Annotated in this window: 19 protein-coding genes; 6 read left to right on the forward strand and 13 right to left on the reverse strand. The window is 51.0% G+C overall.

Annotated elements, in window-relative coordinates:
* From PLD04_07545 to PLD04_07555, 3 genes are read right to left on the reverse strand one after another with little or no spacing between them, the layout of a single operon-like run.
* Nucleotides 1–435, reverse strand: a complete 435-nt coding sequence (locus PLD04_07545) for an FHA domain-containing protein (protein ID HXK68186.1) — start codon at nucleotides 433–435, stop codon at nucleotides 1–3.
* Nucleotides 432–1,808 (reverse strand): sodium:alanine symporter family protein, encoded by a 1,377-nt coding sequence (locus PLD04_07550; protein HXK68187.1) that lies wholly within the window; start codon nucleotides 1,806–1,808, stop codon nucleotides 432–434. Before PLD04_07550 ends, PLD04_07545 begins: the two co-directional genes overlap by 4 nt.
* Before the next feature lie 39 nt (nucleotides 1,809–1,847).
* Nucleotides 1,848–3,209, reverse strand: a complete 1,362-nt coding sequence (locus PLD04_07555; GenBank protein ID HXK68188.1) for a retropepsin-like aspartic protease — start codon at nucleotides 3,207–3,209, stop codon at nucleotides 1,848–1,850.
* A 51-nt stretch (nucleotides 3,210–3,260) separates the two neighbouring features.
* Here PLD04_07555 and PLD04_07560 point away from each other — a divergent pair, with 51 nt between their 5' ends.
* Entirely contained in the window at nucleotides 3,261–4,091 is an 831-nt protein-coding gene (locus PLD04_07560; GenBank protein ID HXK68189.1) for a universal stress protein, read from the forward strand.
* 62 nt (nucleotides 4,092–4,153) lie between these two features.
* Here the strand turns inward: PLD04_07560 and rocD are convergent, their stop codons facing one another.
* Entirely contained in the window at nucleotides 4,154–5,362 is a 1,209-nt protein-coding gene (gene rocD, locus PLD04_07565) for an ornithine--oxo-acid transaminase (protein ID HXK68190.1), read from the reverse strand.
* Between the two features lie 122 nt (nucleotides 5,363–5,484).
* On the opposite strand from rocD, the gene mgtE (PLD04_07570) reads away from it, so the two are divergent.
* The 5 genes from mgtE (PLD04_07570) to PLD04_07590 all read left to right on the forward strand — a co-directional run bounded on the left by mgtE (PLD04_07570) (nucleotide 5,485) and on the right by PLD04_07590 (nucleotide 12,568).
* Nucleotides 5,485–6,846, forward strand: a complete 1,362-nt coding sequence (mgtE, locus tag PLD04_07570) for a magnesium transporter (GenBank protein ID HXK68191.1) — start codon at nucleotides 5,485–5,487, stop codon at nucleotides 6,844–6,846.
* Between the two features lie 65 nt (nucleotides 6,847–6,911).
* Nucleotides 6,912–8,276: a magnesium transporter gene (gene mgtE, locus PLD04_07575; protein HXK68192.1), complete on the forward strand. Its 1,365-nt coding sequence runs from the start codon at nucleotides 6,912–6,914 to the stop codon at nucleotides 8,274–8,276.
* Nucleotides 8,277–8,391: 115 nt separating this feature from the next.
* Nucleotides 8,392–9,477, forward strand: a complete 1,086-nt coding sequence (serC, locus tag PLD04_07580; protein HXK68193.1) for a 3-phosphoserine/phosphohydroxythreonine transaminase — start codon at nucleotides 8,392–8,394, stop codon at nucleotides 9,475–9,477.
* A 266-nt stretch (nucleotides 9,478–9,743) separates the two neighbouring features.
* A complete protein-coding gene (locus PLD04_07585; GenBank protein HXK68194.1) occupies nucleotides 9,744–11,738 on the forward strand; it encodes a M1 family aminopeptidase in 1,995 nt (664 codons plus the stop codon).
* A gap of 191 nt (nucleotides 11,739–11,929) precedes the next feature.
* Complete coding sequence (locus PLD04_07590) at nucleotides 11,930–12,568, forward strand: MarR family winged helix-turn-helix transcriptional regulator (protein ID HXK68195.1); 639 nt, start codon at nucleotides 11,930–11,932, stop codon at nucleotides 12,566–12,568.
* A gap of 7 nt (nucleotides 12,569–12,575) precedes the next feature.
* Here the strand turns inward: PLD04_07590 and PLD04_07595 are convergent, their stop codons facing one another.
* The 9 genes from PLD04_07595 to PLD04_07635 form a co-directional block, all read right to left on the reverse strand.
* Complete coding sequence (locus PLD04_07595) at nucleotides 12,576–12,905, reverse strand: hypothetical protein (protein ID HXK68196.1); 330 nt, start codon at nucleotides 12,903–12,905, stop codon at nucleotides 12,576–12,578.
* Nucleotides 12,906–13,127: 222 nt separating this feature from the next.
* Complete coding sequence (locus PLD04_07600) at nucleotides 13,128–14,291, reverse strand: DUF819 family protein (GenBank protein HXK68197.1); 1,164 nt, start codon at nucleotides 14,289–14,291, stop codon at nucleotides 13,128–13,130.
* A gap of 50 nt (nucleotides 14,292–14,341) precedes the next feature.
* Nucleotides 14,342–15,409 carry a GGDEF domain-containing protein gene (locus tag PLD04_07605; protein ID HXK68198.1) on the reverse strand — a complete coding sequence of 356 codons (1,068 nt, stop codon included), beginning with the start codon at nucleotides 15,407–15,409 and terminating at the stop codon, nucleotides 14,342–14,344.
* On the reverse strand, nucleotides 15,391–16,185 hold the full coding sequence (locus PLD04_07610) for a response regulator (GenBank protein HXK68199.1): 795 nt from the start codon (nucleotides 16,183–16,185) through the stop codon (nucleotides 15,391–15,393). The genes PLD04_07605 and PLD04_07610 overlap by 19 nt, the downstream gene beginning before the upstream one ends.
* A gap of 69 nt (nucleotides 16,186–16,254) precedes the next feature.
* Nucleotides 16,255–17,328, reverse strand: coding sequence for a DUF362 domain-containing protein (locus PLD04_07615; GenBank protein ID HXK68200.1), 1,074 nt, complete (start codon nucleotides 17,326–17,328; stop codon nucleotides 16,255–16,257).
* Nucleotides 17,318–18,589 carry a hypothetical protein gene (locus PLD04_07620; protein HXK68201.1) on the reverse strand — a complete coding sequence of 424 codons (1,272 nt, stop codon included), beginning with the start codon at nucleotides 18,587–18,589 and terminating at the stop codon, nucleotides 17,318–17,320. The genes PLD04_07615 and PLD04_07620 overlap by 11 nt, the downstream gene beginning before the upstream one ends.
* Complete coding sequence (locus PLD04_07625) at nucleotides 18,582–19,268, reverse strand: TonB family protein (GenBank protein ID HXK68202.1); 687 nt, start codon at nucleotides 19,266–19,268, stop codon at nucleotides 18,582–18,584. The genes PLD04_07620 and PLD04_07625 overlap by 8 nt, the downstream gene beginning before the upstream one ends.
* A complete protein-coding gene (locus tag PLD04_07630) occupies nucleotides 19,265–19,666 on the reverse strand; it encodes a biopolymer transporter ExbD (protein HXK68203.1) in 402 nt (133 codons plus the stop codon). Before PLD04_07630 ends, PLD04_07625 begins: the two co-directional genes overlap by 4 nt.
* Nucleotides 19,663–20,352, reverse strand: a complete 690-nt coding sequence (locus PLD04_07635) for a MotA/TolQ/ExbB proton channel family protein (protein ID HXK68204.1) — start codon at nucleotides 20,350–20,352, stop codon at nucleotides 19,663–19,665. Before PLD04_07635 ends, PLD04_07630 begins: the two co-directional genes overlap by 4 nt.
* Between the last annotated feature and the right edge of the window lie 6 nt (nucleotides 20,353–20,358).

Genomic DNA, 20,358 nt, shown 5'->3' on the forward strand with positions numbered 1-20,358 from the left:
TCATACCCCCGAATGCGTGTCTTCCAGCGGATTGGAGTGCTCCACGAATTTCCGTTTCACTTCCTCATCAATGAATACGGTGTGGCGCCCTGTTTGTTCGTCCCGGGTTGCCGATTTGGAGACCGAGGGAACATCTTCAGGATGTTCAATGTTCGATAAGAGGAATGTATAGGGGCCGACTGTAAAACGGTCGCGATCACCCAGAAGGCCTCGATTCATCTTTTGGCCATTCACATATACACCGTTGGTCGAACCAAGATCTTCAAGGATTACATGCCCCGATGTAACGGCGAGCCGGACATGCTTGCGGGAACAGGCTACATGAGGCAGATGAATGTGGTTCGAAGGGGAACGGCCAATAAAAATTTCGGGAAGATCCAGCGTGAGGCGTCTGGCATGCTGACCTCCCACAAAGATTTCAAGGACCCAGCTCATGGTGATATCCTCCTTGTTTTCTCCCCTCCTCCATAGTAGGTTCGAGTCTCACGAACAATGACGTTGGAAAGAATGACCAGGCCCAGAAGATTGGGCAGAGCCATCAGTGCGTTCATCGAGTCGGCAAACTGCCAGACAAAATCGACCTTTGCAAAAGCCGCCCCGAAAAAGACGGCGACACAGAAAAGGATCCTGTAGGGCATGACCGCCCGTTCCCTGAATAGATATTCAATCGCCTTTTCCCCATAGTAGCTCCAGCCCAGAAGTGTCGAGTAGGCAAAGAGAATCAGTCCGGAGGAGACGATGAAGCGGCCGATCAGGCCGGGGAGAGCTGTCTCAAAGGCAAAGTTTGTGATTTCGCTCCCTGAAAGTTCCGGTTTGAGGTAGGCCTGGGTCACCAGGATCGTAAACCCGGTAAGGGAGCAGACGACAATCGTATCGATAAAGGTCTGGGTCATGGAGACCAGGGCCTGGTTGACGGGGTTGGACGTCTTCGCGGCTGCAGCGGCGATCGGAGAAGAACCGAGGCCTGATTCGTTCGAGAAGACACCCCGGGCCACACCGAAACGGATGGCCTCTTTGACCGAATACCCGATGACACCACCGGTCGCGGCACGCGGTGAGAAAGCGCTTTCCAGGACCAGGAGGAAGATCGAGGGAATTTCCTTCCAGTGCAGAACCAAAACCGCCATGCATCCCAGGAAGTAGACGACGATCATGATGGGTACGAGAACACTTGTTGTCTTTCCGATGCTCCGAATCCCTCCCAGAATCACAAGGGCGGTGGCCGCGGCAAGGATCAGGCCCGTATAGATTGTCGGCATGCCGAACGTATCCTGTACTGCCTTGGCCACTTCGTGGGACTGGACCATGTTTCCGATGCCAAAGGCGGAGATGGATGCGAAAATGGCGAAGAGAATCCCAAGGAACGGAGCCTTCAAACCCTTTTCCAGATAATACATGGGGCCACCGCTCATGGTTCCAAAGGCATCCGTTTCGCGGTATTTGACCGCAAGCACAGCCTCGGAATATTTCGTTGCCATGCCGAAGAATCCGGTGATCCACATCCAGAAAAGCGCGCCGGGGCCGCCAGCCGAAACGGCGGTCGCCACACCGGCGATATTGCCTGTTCCCACCGTGGCGGAAAGGGCTGTCATCAGTGCCTGAAAATGGGAGATGTCCCCACTGGCATCCCCTGATTTTTCCTTCCGTTCGATCAGGGCCATATGAAGGGCTTTAAAGAGTCCCCGGATCTGGATAAATTGAAGACGGAAAGACAGGTAGATTCCCGTTCCGACAAGAAGAATAAGCATGGGGGGACCCCAGAGAATCATGTTGTTGATACGTTCTAATATCGTAACGAGAAGGTCCATTTCCGTCATTATACACGCTCTGAAAAAAGACGGAAGGTCCTAGGGCTGAGTCTGCGTAGGCTCCTTTTCGGGCTCTGCGACGATTTCTGCCCGGGCAAGCCGGTAGGGCGTTAACGAGATTCTCCCGTGGGGAAAATCTAGCATGACCTGGAAATTGCTTAAGAAATCGTTTCCGACGTATCCGTCGATCAGGGAGGAACTTTCCCGGTTGACCGGGATATCTTTAAACGCGGCCTGGTACCCGGCCAGGGCCATGAGGAGGTCCCCGGCCTTGAGGTTGACGGTCCGGGCTTTTCCGAATCCATGGAAAATCATCTTGTAGAAGTTGATCTTTTCCTGCGTGGAGGATCGGTTGGACCCCGAGGTGGAGAGGAAGGTCTTTTCGCTCCCCGTATCCAGAATAAAGTGATAACCGAAGGCTTCGTTAATGGCCACCATGGCAGATGGGCGCAGGCCTGTTACAAAGAGGTTCTGGTCCTCCAGGGGTTCCATTGTCGATGCGGGGACCCACTGCAAGATCTTGGCACGATAATCGAGAAACAGGCGCCCCTGGCGGAGAAGGTGATATCCGAGAGCCACATCGATCTTAAGGGTTCCGCGCCGGGTTTGAAAGATCAGATCTTCATCCGGAAATACCATGACGGGAACTTCGTAAACGGTAATCTCACCCAGACGAAGGGTATCCAGATAGGCAAAATGGAGATCGATCTTCTTCTGGTGCAGGCCGTATCCCCAGGATTTCATTTCGGGATCAATTTGAATCCCCAGCTCTTCTGCCAGAGAAGAAGAGATGATCGTCATCGATGCGCCGGTATCCACAACCGCCCGTGCTTCGCTCCCGTTTACCACAACGGAAAGGAAGGGAAGACGAGGCTGATTATAGGTCATCGATACTTTTGCTTCCGTTCCATCCATGCGGTAGAGGTTACGGTTTGCGCCTTTCTTTAAAAATGCTATAAATCCTTCATCGATCTGGACCCCGGTGTGCCTGGCTTCTTCGGCATAAAAAGCAGAGATCGCAAAGCGGTTAAGATAGTAGTAACAGAGGGTCAGAAACCAGTTGGACCGGGATTTCACTTCCAGGCTTCCAGCACGATCCCGTGCCCGCAGAAGATGTTCAGCGGCTTCCTCAATTTTTCCCCGATAGAGAAGGATCTGCCCGAGCGCCAGTTCAGCTTTCGCGTGTTCTTCCACCAGGTCAGAGTTTCTATCCAGATAGCGTTCAACGTCCAGATAATAGCCGTCTTCGATCGCCTTTGGATAATTGTTCGTATTCAGAAGGGGGGCATGGCGGGTTTCCGTGGGACGTGCCTTTGTGATCTCCATGTCAAATTCATAGGAACATCCCCCCAGGATAACCAGGAACCCAAAAAGGACGAGACGGTGGAGTGCCGGGATCATAATCACTATATATACACTTGAAAAATAAAAAAGTTCACCGTAAGATGAAGCATGGTTCAATCAATCCTTTACGCGACCGATTTTTCCGAAACTGCGGAAAATGCTTTTTCCCACGCCCTTACCCTGGCCGTTCTCTTTGGAGCCCGTCTGACACTTCTTCATGTACGGGTTCCCCTTGAGGACGACCCTAACAATCCGAAGTTCCATTTCCCCGAACTTCCGGATGTCTACAGCCGGGCCGAAACGATCGCGGAGGAGGTTCTTCGGGAAAAGGCGCCCCGGGTAGAGGGTATTGACGTTCAAGAAATGGTACGACGGGGTATTGACGCTGATTCCGAAATCCTTCGTGTCGCCTCCGAAATCGGGGCCGATCTGATCGTGATGGGTACCCATGGACGGAGGGGCCTGGATCAATGGATGCTGGGAAGCGTCACGGATGCGGTCGTCAAACGGGCCGAAATTCCCGTCTTTACCGTGCGAAAGGATGTTGTTGCCCCGGACCCGGAATACCCGTACAGGAGAATCCTGGTGCCTGTGGATCTTTCATCGGGTTCTTCGAAGGCCCTGAAGGCTGCAGTAGAGCTGTCCGCTAATCCGGAAAGCCGGATTACGGTTCTCCATGTCGAAGATGGGAAGGAAGATTCCACCCGGTTTTCCCTGGATTCCCTGACCTCCTCGTCCATCGATTCATCCAGGGTACAGACCCGCCTGGAACAGGGTGTCGCAGAAACCATGATCCTGAAGGTAGCCAGAGAGGAAAGTTCCGACCTGATCGTCATGGCCAAGCGAGGGCATTCCCTCTTTGAATTCATCCTGATGGGGAGTACAACGGAGCGCATGATCCGGGTGGCGCCCTGCCCGGTCATGGTCCTGCCTGTCTGAAGGTAAAAAAATAAGGGCCCCGTTCGGGGCCCGTTTGCTTTGGCTGGCAAATATATTGAAGTTTAGAGTTTTCCTTCCAGAACCCGTGCGATCTTTTCCATCGCAGCATCGATTTCCTCTTTTGTAATGACAAGAGGAGGTGCAAACCGGATCACCGTGTGATGGGTTTCCTTGGCCAAAATCCCCTCTTCCATCAGCTTTTCACAGAAGGGACGCGCATCACCGGAAGATTCCTTGATCACCACACCGATAAGGAGACCGCGACCGCGCACATGATCTACATGGGGACTGTTCATCTTTCGGAGCCGGTTCATGAAATATTCACCTAACTCCTGGGCTTTTTCGCAAAGACGTTCCTCGATAATCACGTCAAGCGCGGCAGAAGCAATGACGGAAGCCAGAGGATTTCCGCCGAACGTTGAACCATGATCACCGGGATGAAAGACTCCCATAACTTCATCATTGGCCAGAAAGGCAGAGATGGGATACATCCCGCCGCTCAGTGCCTTGCCAAGAATGACTCCATCGGGTTTCACGCCGTCATGCTGGCATGCAAGAAGCTTTCCCGTGCGTCCAAGTCCTGTCTGAATCTCATCGGAAATGAAAAGAACGTTGTTTTCCTTGCAAATGGCGGCGGTTTCGGCCAGATAGCCTGTCGGAGGAACGAGTACGCCTCCTTCTCCCTGGATGGGTTCTACGAGAAAGGCCACGGTGTTGGAAGTCACAGCCTTGCGGAAGGCTTCCACGTCGCCGTAAGGGACAACGACAAACCCGGGGGTGAAGGGTCCAAATCCGTCCTTGTACTGTTCCTCGGTAGAGAATCCGACAATCGTCGTCGTCCGTCCATGAAAGTTGTTTTCACAGACGATGATTTCAGCCTTATCCTCTGGAACTCGCTTCTTCTTGTATCCCCATTTCCGAACTGCCTTGATGGCCGTTTCCACGGCTTCCGCACCGGAGTTCATGGGGAGTGCACGGGAAAAGCCGATCAGACCGGTAATTTTTTTCAGAAAGGGGCCAAAGGTGTCATTGCGAAATGCCCGGGAAGTCAGGGCAAGTTTCCGGGCCTGAGCACACATGGCTTCCACGATACGGGGATGGCAGTGACCCTGGTTCAGGGCCGAATATGCGCTCAAACAGTCCAGATACTTGTTTCCTTCGACGTCCCACACCCAGATACGCTCGCCTCGATTGAGGACGACGGGCAGAGGATGGTAATTGTGGGCTCCGTACTGTTCTTCGATCTCAATGAATTCTTCGTTTTTAGGCATACTCCCTCCTTATGCGAAGTGTGAATTATAACACAGGGGATCCTTGCCGCTAATTACGTAGTGAGCTAAAATAGACCTTTGTCCTTCGTAATCTTATAAATCCACCCTCAGGAGGTGCCCAGGTGGAAACGAAAAAGCTGAACCATGTCCAGCGGGTAATCTTGCGCCTGTTCCTGACGGGCTCCTATGAAAACGTAAAGCGTGCCATTGTGAAGCTGAAGACCGCGGAGATCGTCGAAATCGTATCGGAGCTTCGGCATGCCGACCAGATGAAGTTTCTCTCCCTCCTCTTTTCCGTGCGGAGAGCCGGTGAAGTCCTCAGTGAACTTCCCGAGGAACTTGCAAGTACGCTGTTGTCGGAGTTTCCCGATGAAAAGATCGGGCAGATGCTTTTACGGATCCCTCCCGATGACGCCGTCGATCTTCTGAGCTATGTAGAGGAGAACCGAAGGGAAAAGGTTCTGTCCACATTGAGTGAGCCGGATCGATTCTCCCTTGAAAAACTCATCATCTTTGATGAGGATACCGCCGGCGGTCTCATGACCACGGAGTACATCGCCATTCGGGACACGATGACGGTGGAAGAGGCGGTAAAGACGATTCGGACCAAATATCCCGAGCTGGATGTTTACTATATCTACGTCGTGGACGACCGGGGTCACCTGGTGGGAACGCTTCCTCTTAACAAGCTGGTCCTTGCGGAGGGAGATGCCATCGTAAAAAACATCCATGTTCCCGACCCCATCTGTATTTCACCCGAGACACCCCAGGAAGAGGTTGCCCGAATCGTATCCAATTTTGATCTCCTCGCCCTCCCGGTTGTGGATGATGACCATAAGCTTCTGGGTGTCGTCACCTTTGATGATGTTATCGATGTCGTAGAAGAAGAAGCTACGGAAGATATTTATCTTCTTGCCAACCTGAACACCGAGGAACGTGTATTTACCCCCGTAATTAAATCTGTGCGCCTCCGGATCGGCTGGCTCTTCATCAACCTCCTGGCTGCCATGGTGGCTGCATTTACGGTTTCTCTCTTCTCCCATACGATCGAACAGTACGTAGCCCTGGCCATTCTCATGCCGATTGTGGCCAATATGGGCGGAAATGCAGGGATTCAGAGCCTCACGGTCATGGTCCGCGGCCTCGCTCTGGGAGAACTTGATTTCTCCGCAGGCTGGAAAGCTACCCTGAAGGAAGTCTCAGTTGGGCTCATTAATGGTCTGATGAATGGCCTTATCATGGGAATTATCACCTATTTCTGGTCCAGGAACCTCATTCTGGCCATCGTCATGTTTTTTGCCATGGTGGCTACGTTAATAGTTGCCGGGTTTTTTGGTGCACTTGTCCCCATCGTCTTGAAATGGCTGAAAAAGGACCCGGCCCTGGGATCCAGCATCTTTGTCACGATGGCGGCGGACGTCGGCGGATTTTTCATCTTTCTGGGACTTGCCACGATTCTTCTGAATCTTTATAACGTATCCTGAAAACGGCTCCCGGTATCCAGCCGTGATACCATGAATGCGCCCATACCGGGCGTTCGAGGTGACCTATGGATCAGACCACGCATCTGAACCACGTTCAGAAAGTAATTCTTCGGCTGCTTATCTCCGGAGCTACATCCAACCTGAAGAAAATGCTCTCCAAGATGACAACGGCGGAGATCGTTCAGATTTTTTATCATTTGAGGCACTCGGACCAGATGTCCATTCTCCAGGTATTATCCACGATTCATAGAGCTGGAGAGGTTCTCGCGGAGTTCCCTGACGAGCTGGCAAGAAATTTGATCAGTGAATTTACGGACGAAAAAATCGCAGGGATGATTACCAGGATTTCACCGGACGATGCCGTTGACTTGCTCACCTACCTCCCGGAGGAACGTCAGCAGACGATTCTCTCCACTCTGGATCGAGAGATCCGGTTCGAATTGGAAAAGTTATTAATCTTTGACCGGGATACCGCGGGTGGTCTCATGACCACGGAATATGCAGCCGTTCAGGAGGAATATACCGTCGGAGAAACCATTCAGTTTCTGCGAAAAGATTACGCAGATCGTGATCTCTATACCGTCTATGTCCTGGATGAAAGTAGACATCTTCTTGGCACGGTCCCCATAAATACCCTGGTGATCAGTGGAGAGGATGTGCCGGTACGGTCCATCATGGTCTCTGATCCCATTACGATCACACCTGACATGCCAAGTGAGAGAGTCGCGGCACTCGTCTCGAATTATGATCTTCTGGCCATCCCGGTTGTGGACGCCGATCGTAAGATTCTCGGGGTGGTGACCTTTGATGATGTCCTGGACGTGCTGGAGGAAAAGGCAACGGAGGATATGTACCACCTGGCCAACCTCGACAAGGAGGAGCGTGTTTTCACACCCGTGTCCCGTTCCGTCCGTCTGAGGGCTGGATGGCTTTTGATCAACCTCTGTACCGCCATACTTGCGGCTCTTACCGTCTCCCTCTTCCGGGATACGATCCAGTCCTATGTTGCCCTGGCTGTACTGATGCCTATTGTTGCCGGTATGGGAGGTAATGCGGGATCACAGAGCCTGACCGTTGTGGTTCGGGGACTTGCCCTGGGGGAACTGACCTTTTCCGGCGGCTGGAAAGCCGTCCTTAAGGAGGTCAATGTCGGTTTCTATAACGGACTGATCCATGGCACGATCATGGGATTGATCTGCTATTTCTGGTTCAAAAACCCAATTCTCAGCATTATCATGGTTCTGGCGATGATTGCCACCCTGACCATCTCCGGGCTCTTTGGTGCCCTGGTTCCGATCATCCTTCGCTGGTTTCGGAAAGACCCGGCCCTTGGTTCGAGCATCTTTGTGACTACGGCGACAGACGTCGGCGGTTTTTTTACCTTTCTGGGCCTGGCCAGCCTGGCCTTCCGATTCTTCCCTCCCGCCTGATCGGGAGTGTGCCTTCAGCCATGAAGTCGGGCACTGGAATCCTCTTGAAGCCCCCGGAACCTTATGTTAGGATAAAGTCTATTCGTGAATCTTTTCACACTACGGAGGTAGACCCATGGCGAAGCGTAAGTTTAACTTTAACCCCGGTCCCGCAACTCTGCCCCTGAGCGTTCTGGAAACGGTCCAGAAAAACATTGTCGAGCTCGGTAATTCGGGAATGTCTGTTCTTGAAATATCCCACAGAGGCAAAGAATACACCCCCATCCATGAATCGACCAAAGCCCTCTTCCATGAGGTTTTTGGCGTCCCCGACACCTATGAAATCCTCTTTCTGGGAGGAGGCGCCAGCCTGCAGTTCTGCATGCTTCCCATGAATTTCCTCAAAGACAGAACGGCCGATTACATTAACACGGGTGAATGGTCCAAGAAGGCGATCAAGGAAGCCAGGCTTCAGGGTTCTGTCAATGTCGCGGCATCTACGGACGGCATGAATTTCAACCGTCTCCCCTACCCGGAGGAGATTAAGCTTTCTGAAAACCCCGCCTATGTTCATATCACATCCAACAACACGATATTCGGTACCCAGTGGCCGGCCTATCCCGAAGTCGGGAACAGGCCCCTAGTCGTAGACATGTCGTCCGATATCATGTGTCGTCCCGTTGACGTTTCCAAATTTCACATGATCTACGCCGGAGCGCAAAAGAACCTGGGCCCCGCGGGCTTGACGATTGTCATTCTGCGCAAGGATTGGCTTGCTGAAGCCCGACAGGACATTCCAACGATGCTGGCCTATAAGACCCATGTGGATAAAGACTCTCTCTTCAACACTCCCCCGGTTTTCCAGATTTACGTGGTCGGCCTCGTCATCCAGTGGATCAAAGATCAGGGCGGACTCGTCGAAGTTGAAAAGATCAACCGGAAGAAGACGGAACTCCTGTACGGAACGATGGATTCCATGGCCGACTTCTACAGGGGGACGGTGACAGACAAGGAACACCGCTCCTGGATGAACGTCACGCTTCGCCTCCCCTCGGAAGAGATGGAAGCCGAGTTCATCAAGGAAGCGGCTTCCCGGGATCTCCACGGCCTGAAGGGACATCGGAGCGTGGGCGGTATCCGTGTTTCCATGTACAACGCCATGCCGTTGGAAGGAATCGAATGCCTGACCGATTTCATGAAGGAATTCCGCAAGACTCATTAGTTTTATATTTTCCAGCCAGCCAGCATATATGCGCCGGGGATCAAACCCCGGCGTTTTTCTGATTTTAAAACATTGTTTTCAGCTTGATATGATCAAACAAGTTATCGTATTTCATGTGTAGTATTCGATACTTGATACTTTCCCCGTATATTTTTTTCATCAACATGGATGGAATCGGGAAAACATGTTGACACAATTCTCATTGTTTATCTATAATTTTCTTAATTATTAAGGCTAGTTTGAATATATATTCGTGGGAGGACATGGTGACTCGATTCGGATTCATTATTTCGATTCTATTTTGTTCAACTATAAGCTTGGGAACGGTAAACGACCTTAATCTTTCAGATCAGGGATTTCGTGTCAAGGATATGACCCTTCATCAAGGGGGCATGACTTTGAAGCTCTTAGAAGGTGAAGCTGTCCCTATTATCTATCATGGGGTGACAACTGGCTTTCTTTTTTCTGGAAGGGCTAAGATGCTTCAAAGCGTCACTGAGACCTTTGCACGCCAGGTACTTGATTATAATCTTGAGCATGCTTCTCATCATAATGCGAACAGGGAAGGTACGATTGAGGACGATATCCAAACCGCCGCTGTACTGGGATTTGAGGCAATCAAAAAAATTCCAGAAAAGTTGGAAGTCGTAAATGATTTTGGAAGTGCTTTTGAAATTATGGACGATCTATATTTCAGCCAGGATTTTTCCCAACCGATCGCCTGGGTACTCGCAGGCGTTTTGGGCGAAACAGAAGAGCTCGTTTTCCAAATGGAAGGAAGTAAAGATGATTATCTGTATGAATACGATCCCATTTGGGGCGGTGTAGAGCGGTTATCAGTATTGGAGAATTCCTCGATCAAGCGGAAAGGATTGTCAAACATCTATTGGCTCAACCCAGTCGTCGAACAGACTCTACGAGAAGATCGAAGAGTCAATCCCGATATTCCAGCTTTACTCACATCCATGCAATACGATCTTGATTTCACCGATTTAGAAAACATGAAAGCGGAATTCAACGAAATAATTTCGTTCAAAAGACAGGCCGTTAAATTCCTGAGGCTTGAGCTCTGGAACACAACACTGGAATCTAAAGGTGCCGGATTTGTAGTAAATCACCTTTATGTGGATCGAATAGTGGATGGACAGGGAAATCCCTTAGACTATATCCATGATGGAGATTATCTAACAATTACTCTTTCAAAGGCCACACTGGAGGGCCAAACCCTCAAAATTTCAATCTCATGCCATGGAGATCTTTTTGAACCCTCAGCAGCTATTGGATCCTATGTGAGGTTATCTGGGATTGGCTGGTTCCCAAGCCTGAGTAACGGTCATTATGGAGTCAATACGCTCTTTTCCGGCTCAATCAAAACGAAACTCCCTTTACGAGCCTACGCATCAGTGGACCACTGGACTTCTACCGAAAAAGACGGGATTTACATATTTCAGGGTGCAGGCACATACCCGTGCATATTTCACTCCGTTGTAGTGGGAAAATATTATCCTCATACGGTAACGGTCAATGGCACTAAGGTTACGATCGCCTCATTGATCTTTGAAAACAAAAGAGCATATGATCTTCTTGAAAATCTTACTCAATCATCTATGGATGTTTATAACTACTACTTGAAAGAGTTTCCTTTTGAATCTTTGTTGATCGTTGAAGCAAAAGGATTGGGGTGGGGACAAGCTCCACCAGGGATGATATTTGCATCCGGTGAAATTTTCAACTCCTTGAAGGATGAAGATACTCAACTGTATTCGGAGGGAGCCAACGAAAGATTCTCCCATGAAATGGCACACCAGTATTTTGGACATTCTGTTCATTCAGCGTCGTATGAGGACAGTTGGCTGATCGAAGCATTGGCTGAGTATATGGCCGGAGTGTTTTTATCAAAAACACGTCAAAAGAATGATTTACGCCAGATGTACAACCACTGGTATGCAAGATCAAAGGATGCAACGGAGAAAGCTTCCATTTACGGGCTTTTCTTGCTTACAGGGGAGAATGCAGGTACATACCAGCATGCTCTTATTTATGCTAAAGGACCTGTAGTGATTCAAGCATTGAAAGAAGAACTTGGATTCAAGACTTTCTGGACTGTTTTGCGAAGTTTTCTAAAATCATTTCAGCATCAGAAGGTTACAACTGAGGATTTTATCGGTCTTATCAACTATATAACGAAAAAAGATTGGCATCCCTTTTTCGAGAAGTATATTTATGGATTGGATTTACCAAAAAAATCAAAGGATTTCTAAATTAGACTCATTGATTCTTGTCACACAAAATTGAAGGATAAGACTGAGATTCGAAAGTCCTTGTTATTAAGGGATATATTCATTCGTACAATGATCATCCTTCTCATTAAAGAAAAATACGGTTACAACCTTGTCAATACATCGCGCTTGTTTTATAATTTAGGAATCCTTAAAAGAATCGAGGGCAATTCGTGTCTGAATCTCATCGTGAACCAGCTCAAACCGATATCAAGATCGTGGACAGCCTGGAACGCCTTACCCATGTTTTACGCCAGCTGCTCTGGGACAAGGCCAAAGAAGTTCATTTAAGCCCGATTCAGATTCAGTTTCTTCTTTTCCTTAAGGATCGCGCCCTGGAACATTGCCGCGTCAGTTACCTGGCAGAGGAATTTGGCCTTACGCAGGCTACGGTATCTGATGCGATTCGAGTGCTTACTGAAAAAGAGTTTCTGAACAAGGAACCCCATCCGGATGATCGAAGGATTCAGACCCTCATTCTTACCCGAAAGGGGGCTAACCTGGTCCGAAAGCTGGAAAACTGGCAGGCTCCTTTGATCCGGCAGGTCATGGAACTCCCGGAAGAAGACAAGTCCAGGGTTCTTCTCTTCCTGATGAAGCTCATTGTAAGCCTGCAGAGAAGCGAGGTCATTGCCTCGGCGAGGATTTGCATGGCCTGCCAGCACTTTCGCCCGTTTATGCATGATGACCCTGCCGCACCTCACCACTGCACCCTGACGGACACTCCTCTGGCCATTCAGGACTTCAAGCTGGATTGCCCCTTCCATAAACCCGAACCCGGCGGAAAGGAAGTATTGAAAAAAGTCCCCTGACGTCCTCTCACTTTTCGCCCGCATCCACAAAGGCGATTCCACACCCCGGGCAGAAACGCGGCCAGTAGCTGGAGCTTAACGATGTTCCGCACTTCGGACAGCGCCATGCTGCGCAGAACAGGATCAGCTTTACCAGGAGCAGGACAAATGCCAACGGACCCCAGAAGGAAAAGGACAACCCCGGCACAGTGTTTGGGATGACTCTCGACAGAAGAGCCATGAGAGCTGCGAGCACAACGATGACCAGACCAAAGATCTGGATCCTGCGCTGGCGGTTCAGCTGCGCGAGGATCTGTGCAGATTCCTCCCTGGAAACGTAGACTCTTGACTCATTCAACCTGAACCTCCTTGCGAAATCCACTGCCCCTCATTGAGTCCAGTTGGGTCCATAATCAAGTTTTTCTCTTTCAAAGGATGCAAATTATTTTCTACCCGGACCATCGTGAATACCCTACCGCATTGTAGCATCCAGCAGGATTCTTTCAAAGAAAAACTCCGCACCCTTGATTTTCAGAAAGGTGCGGCTCTTGAACTCTCAAGCCCGTTTCTCTAAAACTGTTTACATCAGGATCATCTTCACCAGGTGGGCTGCGGCCACGCCCACGTAGGTTGCCAGGGCATATCCCAGAGTGCCGCAAAGAATGGCAGGAACGACCAGGTCCTTCCACCTCATCGCAGCCGCCATCGCGGCGGCCGTGGTCGGACCACCAATGTTGGCATTGGAGGCGACCAGAGCGTCCTCAAGCCTGATATGAAAGATTTTGCTTCCGCTGAGAACGGTAATCCCGTGAATGGAGAGAACAACTGCTGCGAAAAGAAAGAGCTTCGGGCCTTCCCGCAGGATCGTTCCGATGTGGGCTGTTGCACCGACGGCGGCAAAAAAGATCTGCATGAGAAACATGCCGATCTCCTCCCCTCCCTTCAGAGAACTGCTGAAGGATGGACGAAAGGTGGCCAGGAGAACGGAAATCGCGGTGAGGACAAGAATGGATGCAGATGGAATTCCCAGCATGTCGGACAGGATTTTTCCCAGCGCGGCAATCGTAGTACCCACGGTGATCGTCAGGCCGAGCTCGTAAAGCGTCATGGTGGGCCCTCGATCCTTCCCTTCATCTGCAGTACGCCGCATGACCTCTATCTCGTGAACGGGATAACGAAAGCGAAAGATTTTCCTGGCGATGTAGAGTCCCGGAAGAAGAAAGAGAAAGAAAAAATAGGCCGCCATGAGAAGGTTGTCCGCCGCAACGGCTGCCATAAGAAACGAGGCATCATTCTGCATCGAGAGAACTTCAGAAACCGCTACGAAATTCAGGGATCCACCAATGTACGTGGCGGTAAAGAGACCTGCAATCTTCCAGGTTGCCGGACCCAGGTCGATCAGAAAAACCGCTGCTGCAATTCCAATACTGGTACCTGCGGCACCAATCCCGTAGGCGGCTAACGTCGAACCGGACTGGCGAAAGATGGCACGAAGGTCTGATTTGAAGAGAAGCATGGGGATAGCAAGGGGAACAATATATCCCCAGGTTGCATCGTAGACCGGAGAGACCGGAGAGAGAATGCCGAGGTTGGTCAGGAAAAACGTACAGGCCATCGTAACAAGGCAGCCGCTTATTCTGGCTCCGATCCGGGTTTTCCGTTCGGCCCAAATTCCAAAGAATGCTGCAAGGATCAAGACTGTCCCTGTTGCCCAGGGATTATCCGGTGAAATCAAGAAAGTCATGGCCTCTCATCATGACAAATGGTATCGCCCATTGCAAGGTACAAAAGAACTCATGAAGCTTCATCAATGGATTCGAACATGCCGGAAATCCGGTTTTTTCCATCATGCTTGGCTTTATAGAGAGCCCGGTCTGCCCGGGTAAGGAACTTGAGAAGTGACTCCCCCCGATGCATCCGGGCATAACCGCACGAAAGCCGGATTCCTTCTTCCTGACACGAGGCATGGATTCTCTTTAGAAGAGGCATTACATCGGCCGTGCCTCCTCCCCTGTGGATCAGGATTGCAAATTCATCGCCACCGAGGCGACCGCATAGATCACCCTCACGGATATTCCTGGACAGGATTTCTGCAACTCGGGTCAGGACTCGATCCCCTTCCAGATGACCTTTTGAGTCGTTGATTTCCTTAAAATTGTCCAGATCCAGGAGAACCAGCAGGGGCATGAAGGTTGGATCAGCCTGGTTGAAGGTCTTCTCCAGGCGGTCCATAAAGTATCTCCGGTTGGCAATGCCCGTCAGGGCATCAAGGTTTGCCATGTCGTAAAGTTCCTTATTCCGAAGGCGCAGTGTCCGGGTTGCATGGATGTTTTCGAGGCGAAGAGCTCGATTTGCCGGTACTACGATATTGATGAAGAGAAGAAGGATGACCATGGAGAAGATGTGGTGGGCTGTCACAGGTCCCGGGGATTGAATCATGGTCAGATTCATCAGGATGTAAAAGGTACCGTGAATTAAAGTGATCCCGAAAACCTCCAAAAAACGCAGGGGAAAGAGCAGGAGTGAGAAGGCCAGCAGATAGTGGCTTTCCACAAAAAACACCGTGTAATCAGGGTTGGAAAACTGAATGAGAGTAAAGAGAATGGCCACCACGACATAGGAGGAATAGGTCAGGGCGAGTAGATCTTTATAGCTGCGGGCCCGTCCGGAAATGAAGTAGATCAGGCCCATGAAGAGTGCCATTACAATCCGGTAAATCATCATGGTTCTTCCGGCAGATCCAAAGAGCCACAATTCCACCGTCCCCCAGAGCGGAGACGCGACAACTGCAATCAGGGCGGCAATCTTCAGGCGGGCCTTCCAGCCATCCAGAAGTTCCCGGTTCAGGAAAGAGCGGTCCATTCAAGATGATCGAACGAGTGGAGGAAGTCCTCGGCAATGACGTGGGAGAGTTCCCCACTGCCGATTTTCATGTCATCCGGGAGAAACGGTTCGTCTTCACCGGTCAGCCGTTGAAGAAAACGCCGGGCTCCCTTCCTGTTGGCGTCCAGAAGTAAAACATAGATGGTATGAGTTTCCGGGTCTTCCGTAAGCACATCCGTTTCCCGCATGACCGGAAGAATTTTCTGCTTCAGTTCATCCAGGGAAGACTGCGATTGAAAGGCAAGGAACGAGCTCGGCTGTTTTTTTCTGCCCTGAATTTTCAAAGACCATTTGAGGCAGAATTGAAACTCATCCTGCGTGACAAGGAATGGATTTCTATCCTGTGCAGGTGTGACCGAAGGCGGAGTCTCAACTGGTTTTTGAAATGAAAAAGCCTCCAGAAGGGGCTGAAGAGACTCTCCCGAGACCGGCTTGGTGAGAAAGTGGTTGGCGCCATACTGCTTCGCCTCGAGATGATATTTGAATTTTGTATAGACGCCGGAAATCATTATGATCAGAGGATACTGGTTGGTATCGGTCATATTCCGGATCTGTTGACAGGCGACAAAACCGGAAAGAAGAGGGAGGAGACAGTCCAGAATCACGATATCGGGCCTGCATTCGTTGTACAGCTTAACCGCCTCTACACCGGTTGCACCGGTGATCAGTTCATGACCGAGGGCAGAAAGATCAGCCTTGAGAGTTTCCCGAACGAGTCTGGAGTCGTCAATAATAAGTATTTTGTGCTGGTTCATTCTGTCTGTATAACGTAAGAAATATTGAGAATATTTCTCAAATGCAAATGTCGGGAATCGAGACCTGTCTCAAGAGATATGCGTCAAAGAATAGGTGCGACTTCCCAGACCCCTTGATTCTGCGTAGACGGTCTGTACAACCGGTAAATCCTCTCGATTTGAGAGGCTTGCCAGGCTTCGTCCCGAGGAAGAAAGAACAAGGTCCACAGAAGCCTGATCGAGAGCCACAGGATCGTTGGAAGCCAGCATCCCGATGTCGTCACATAGAGGTGCTTCATCCCTGGCGAGACAATCACACTCCCTTGTTATATGGGTGAGTGCTGTGATATGGACTGCCTTTTGTCCCTTGGTCGCCAGGGCGGCCATGGCATAATCGACCATCTTCATCTGGAGCCGTTCCGCCGTTTCCCCCCAGTCGAAGATGACTGCGTTAAACCGGCAGGTTGCCACACACTGGCCGCATCCGATGCACCCATCCGACTGGATTACCGCTCGTCCCTCGACCATTTCGATGGAACCCGCAGGGCAGAGCTCGACACAGGTTTCACAACCCTCGCATTTTTTAGGAGCGACTCTGGGTTTCATTGAAGAATGCTGGACCATCTTCCCCTTCCGCGTTGCGCACCCCATACCGAGGTTTTTCAGGCATGCGCCGAACCCGGTTGCAAGATGGCCTGTAAGATGGCTTATGGAAACCAGCCCCTGGGCCATGTGAATATCCCGTGCGATCGAGGCTTTACCAATGATGGATCCTTCCAGGGGAACATCGACTCCATCGTCACCAAAAAGCCCGTCTGCTATCAGGACAGGCGCACCGGTACGCTCCGGTGTAAATCCATGTTCACAGGCAAGAATCAGATGGTCGACGCCGTTCGAACGACGGCCGGTATAGAGCGTGTTGGTATCCGTCAGAAAGGGCCGTCCCCCGGAGGAACGGATTTCAAGAATAATGGGAGATAGCAGATCCGGAGAAACGTGTCCCCGGTTTCCTTCCTCTCCAAAATGGATCTTAACAGCTACTGCATCGTTTCTTTCGAGCCTTTGAGTGAAAGCCGTTCGATTCAGCAGCTCTTTCATTCCGTTTTGAAGGTGTTCGAGCGTGTCCTTTCGCGTGCAGGGGAAGAAATAGACCTCAGGGGGCATTACCCGTTACCAGATAGGGCGACCAGGCCGGAGAAAAATTACTGCCTTCGGTCGTGAGCTGCATAATGCGTGATCCATCGATATTCATGGTATAGACCTGAGACTCTCCGCTGCGATCCGAAGTAAATGCAATTCTCTGGCCATCTGGAGAAAAAGAAGGAGATTCGTTGTTCCCCCCGGTTGTCAGAGTGGCAGTATTTCCTGTGAGGATATCCATCACCTTGATCTGAAATCTATTGTTTTCCCTGGACGCATAGGCAATAAGGTTCCCGGCGGGCGACCATGCGGCTTCATCATTGTAAGATCCTTCCGTGGTCAACCTTCTCACATTGACTCCTTCCCGATCCATCAGGTAGAGCTGGGGGGTTCCGGTTCGGTCAGAGGTAAAGATCAATTCCTGCCCGTTGGGAGAAAAGGTCGGGTTTGTATCGATGGCTCGGGTATGGGTCAGACGCTGGATGGCTCCGGTATTGAGATTCATCATGTAAACATCGGTATTGCCATCCTGCGAGGCGGCCAGAGCCATGTGATCCCCTTCCGGAGAAAATACGGGTGAGGTGTTCACATTCAGTCCTGTCGGCAGCTTAATAAGTTTCGCCTGTCTCCAGATAAGCATAAAAAGTGCCGGCTTCCCGAGAACAAAGGATGTAAAGGCCAGGCGCTCTCCATCGGGAGACCATGCCGGAGAAAGACAGATGTCCTTGTGAGCCGTCAGAGGCTGGGGGTTGGAACCATCGGCATCACAGAAATAAATTTCCTTTGCCCCGCTTCGGTCCGACACGAAGGCAATTCGCGTCTGGGAAACCCCGCGTCTCCCGGTAAAATAGAGAACGATTTCATCCGCAAGGGTGTGGGCCATTGTCGTGACGGAGGATTTCTGTCCACGATATCTTTTAGAAAGTACGACCTTTCGGGTCTTTGTGTCGTAGATGTTGTGCGTCAGAACCAGATTGTCCCCATCGATGGAGGCAGTTGTTGTCAGCAGAAAATCTACGCCGGCATTCTTCCAGAAGGCAAATTTCTTTTCCGGGTCTTCGGGTTCATCTCCAGAAGGAGACATCAGTTCAAAAGCTTCCGAGAGTATGAGGTCCCTGGAAAGTGTGTTCAGCCAGGACATACTTCCTGAAAAGGTCTCCTCCGGGATTTTGACCCCGAGCCGATAGCGGGTGATACCCGCCTTTTGAAGGTTTACATAGATGTCTTCCTGAGCCACCAGGAGCGAGGCTGCAAAGAGAAAGAGAAGCGAAATGGACTTATTCAAATTTAAGATGGACACTAAGTGAATCCTCCGAAAAATCATAGGGAAGAGGGGGAAGTGGGTTGGAGGCGTAAACCGCGCGTAGGGAGGCACGATCAAAAGCGGGAATGCCACTGCCCTCTTCGACTTCTATATCATGGATCCTGCCTGATCGAGAAATGACAAAGCGTACGGTAACAGAACGCTGACCCGGAATGTCGGGTCGATACCAGTTGGCGGAAATGCGGTACAGAAACTGTTGAACATAGTAATCAAAGGGAAAAGCCACACCGTCAAAGGAGGAAACGGATGTCCCTGCGACGGAAAGGCCTCCGCCCCCACCCGAGGGTGCGGTAATGACGGCAGGTTTTTCCGGAACGGGATGCGGAGGGGGAATCCTGGCTCCGCTATCCTGCTGGACAGGCTTGGGCTTTGCGACGGGCGATGCTTTGGGTGTTTCCTGCGGTTTTGGAATGGGTTCTGCCGCCTGTACCGGTGCCTTCTCCTCCGCAGGTTTTCCCGGTTCTGCCTTCGGTTTTCCGGGAATACGAATGGAAGGTGCCAATCGGATCTGGACGGCATGCATACGCTTGGTTGAGGATCCATTGACCGCGTTGGGCAGGATAAATAGAGCGGTAAACAGTCCAGCATGGAGAAGGCAGGAAAGTGCGACCGCCCAGGGGGGCACCACCTTTGCGGTCAATCGTTTTCTCCTGTCACCATTCCGATGTCGTGAATTCCCAATTCGTCCAGTGTGTCCAGGACCCGGATTACACGTCCATAAGGCACAGCCTCATCCGCCTTGAAGTAAACGGCTTCCCCGTTATGAAGCTGCATGAGGGAGGGAAGGCGCCGTTTCAGTTCCAGAAGGGTGACCCGATTTTCTTTCAGGTAGATCTCCCCGTCCTTGTCAATCGTGATAATCAGAGGCTGGGCAGGCTGAGATTTAAATGCCTGAGCTGAGGCCTGGGGCAGATCAACCTGAATGCCCTGGAGAAGAAAGGGAGCGGTAATCATAAAGATGATCAGAAGAACGAGAATGACATCAACCAGAGGTGTGACATTGATTTCAGCGATTTCTTCGCCGTTATGCGTTTTCAAGAAACAGAACCCCCGGGAGTCTGGGATGGAGTGGTCCTGGCAGGAACACGCTTCATCAGTAGCGTGAGGAGCATATCCGAAAAGTCGAGGTCATCTTCCGCAATACGTCGAAGGCCATTGACAAAGAGGTTGTAAGCCATCAAAGCCGGAATGGCTGCAAAGAGGCCTGCGGCAGTGTTGATCAGGGCCTCCGAGATTCCGGGTGCGACCGTGGCCAGGGATGAAGATCCGGATAGACCGATTTGCCGAAATGCGTTCATGATGCCCCAGACCGTTCCGAAGAGACCGATGAAAGGCGTGGCGCCCGCCGTAGTCGCAAGAAAAGCAAGCCCGCTTCGGAGTCGAGCATGATAGGCACGCTGTTCACGCCCCATTTCTCTCTCCACAAGATCCCAGCGGACCCCTCCCTGCTGAGCCTGGGAAGAGACTTCGTCATACGATCGCTTAAAGATCGAAGCAGCCGAGGAGGCAGGATGCCGGGTCGCAATTTCCGTGGCCTCAGAAAATTTACCGGCTTTGTGGAACGCCCGTCGAAAAAGGGTATTTTGCCTTTTGACCCGTTTCAGGGTAAGATACTTTGCCAGGATGATTGCCCAGGAAGCCAGGGAAAAGAAAAGAAGAATCCCCAGGACTATTTTGGCGACCCATCCTGTTTCATGAAGGAAGAACTGCCATACGGATATCATAACGGA

It is taken from the genome of Thermoanaerobaculia bacterium (assembly GCA_035593605.1).
In the GTDB taxonomy this organism is placed as follows: Bacteria; Acidobacteriota; Thermoanaerobaculia; order UBA2201; family DAOSWS01; genus DAOSWS01.

Coding starts and splice junctions, on each gene's coding strand:
- PLD04_07560 (HXK68189.1), top strand. CDS start 3,261: ATGGTTCAATCAATCCTTTACGCGACCGATTTTTCCGAAACTGCGGAA.
- PLD04_07550 (HXK68187.1), bottom strand. CDS start 1,808: ATGGACCTTCTCGTTACGATATTAGAACGTATCAACAACATGATTCTC.
- mgtE (HXK68192.1), top strand. CDS start 6,912: ATGGATCAGACCACGCATCTGAACCACGTTCAGAAAGTAATTCTTCGG.
- PLD04_07615 (HXK68200.1), bottom strand. CDS start 17,328: ATGCCCCCTGAGGTCTATTTCTTCCCCTGCACGCGAAAGGACACGCTC.
- PLD04_07605 (HXK68198.1), bottom strand. CDS start 15,409: ATGGACCGCTCTTTCCTGAACCGGGAACTTCTGGATGGCTGGAAGGCC.
- rocD (HXK68190.1), bottom strand. CDS start 5,362: ATGCCTAAAAACGAAGAATTCATTGAGATCGAAGAACAGTACGGAGCC.
- PLD04_07600 (HXK68197.1), bottom strand. CDS start 14,291: ATGACTTTCTTGATTTCACCGGATAATCCCTGGGCAACAGGGACAGTC.
- PLD04_07610 (HXK68199.1), bottom strand. CDS start 16,185: ATGAACCAGCACAAAATACTTATTATTGACGACTCCAGACTCGTTCGG.
- serC (HXK68193.1), top strand. CDS start 8,392: ATGGCGAAGCGTAAGTTTAACTTTAACCCCGGTCCCGCAACTCTGCCC.
- PLD04_07555 (HXK68188.1), bottom strand. CDS start 3,209: ATGATCCCGGCACTCCACCGTCTCGTCCTTTTTGGGTTCCTGGTTATC.
- PLD04_07635 (HXK68204.1), bottom strand. CDS start 20,352: ATGATATCCGTATGGCAGTTCTTCCTTCATGAAACAGGATGGGTCGCC.
- PLD04_07545 (HXK68186.1), bottom strand. CDS start 435: ATGAGCTGGGTCCTTGAAATCTTTGTGGGAGGTCAGCATGCCAGACGC.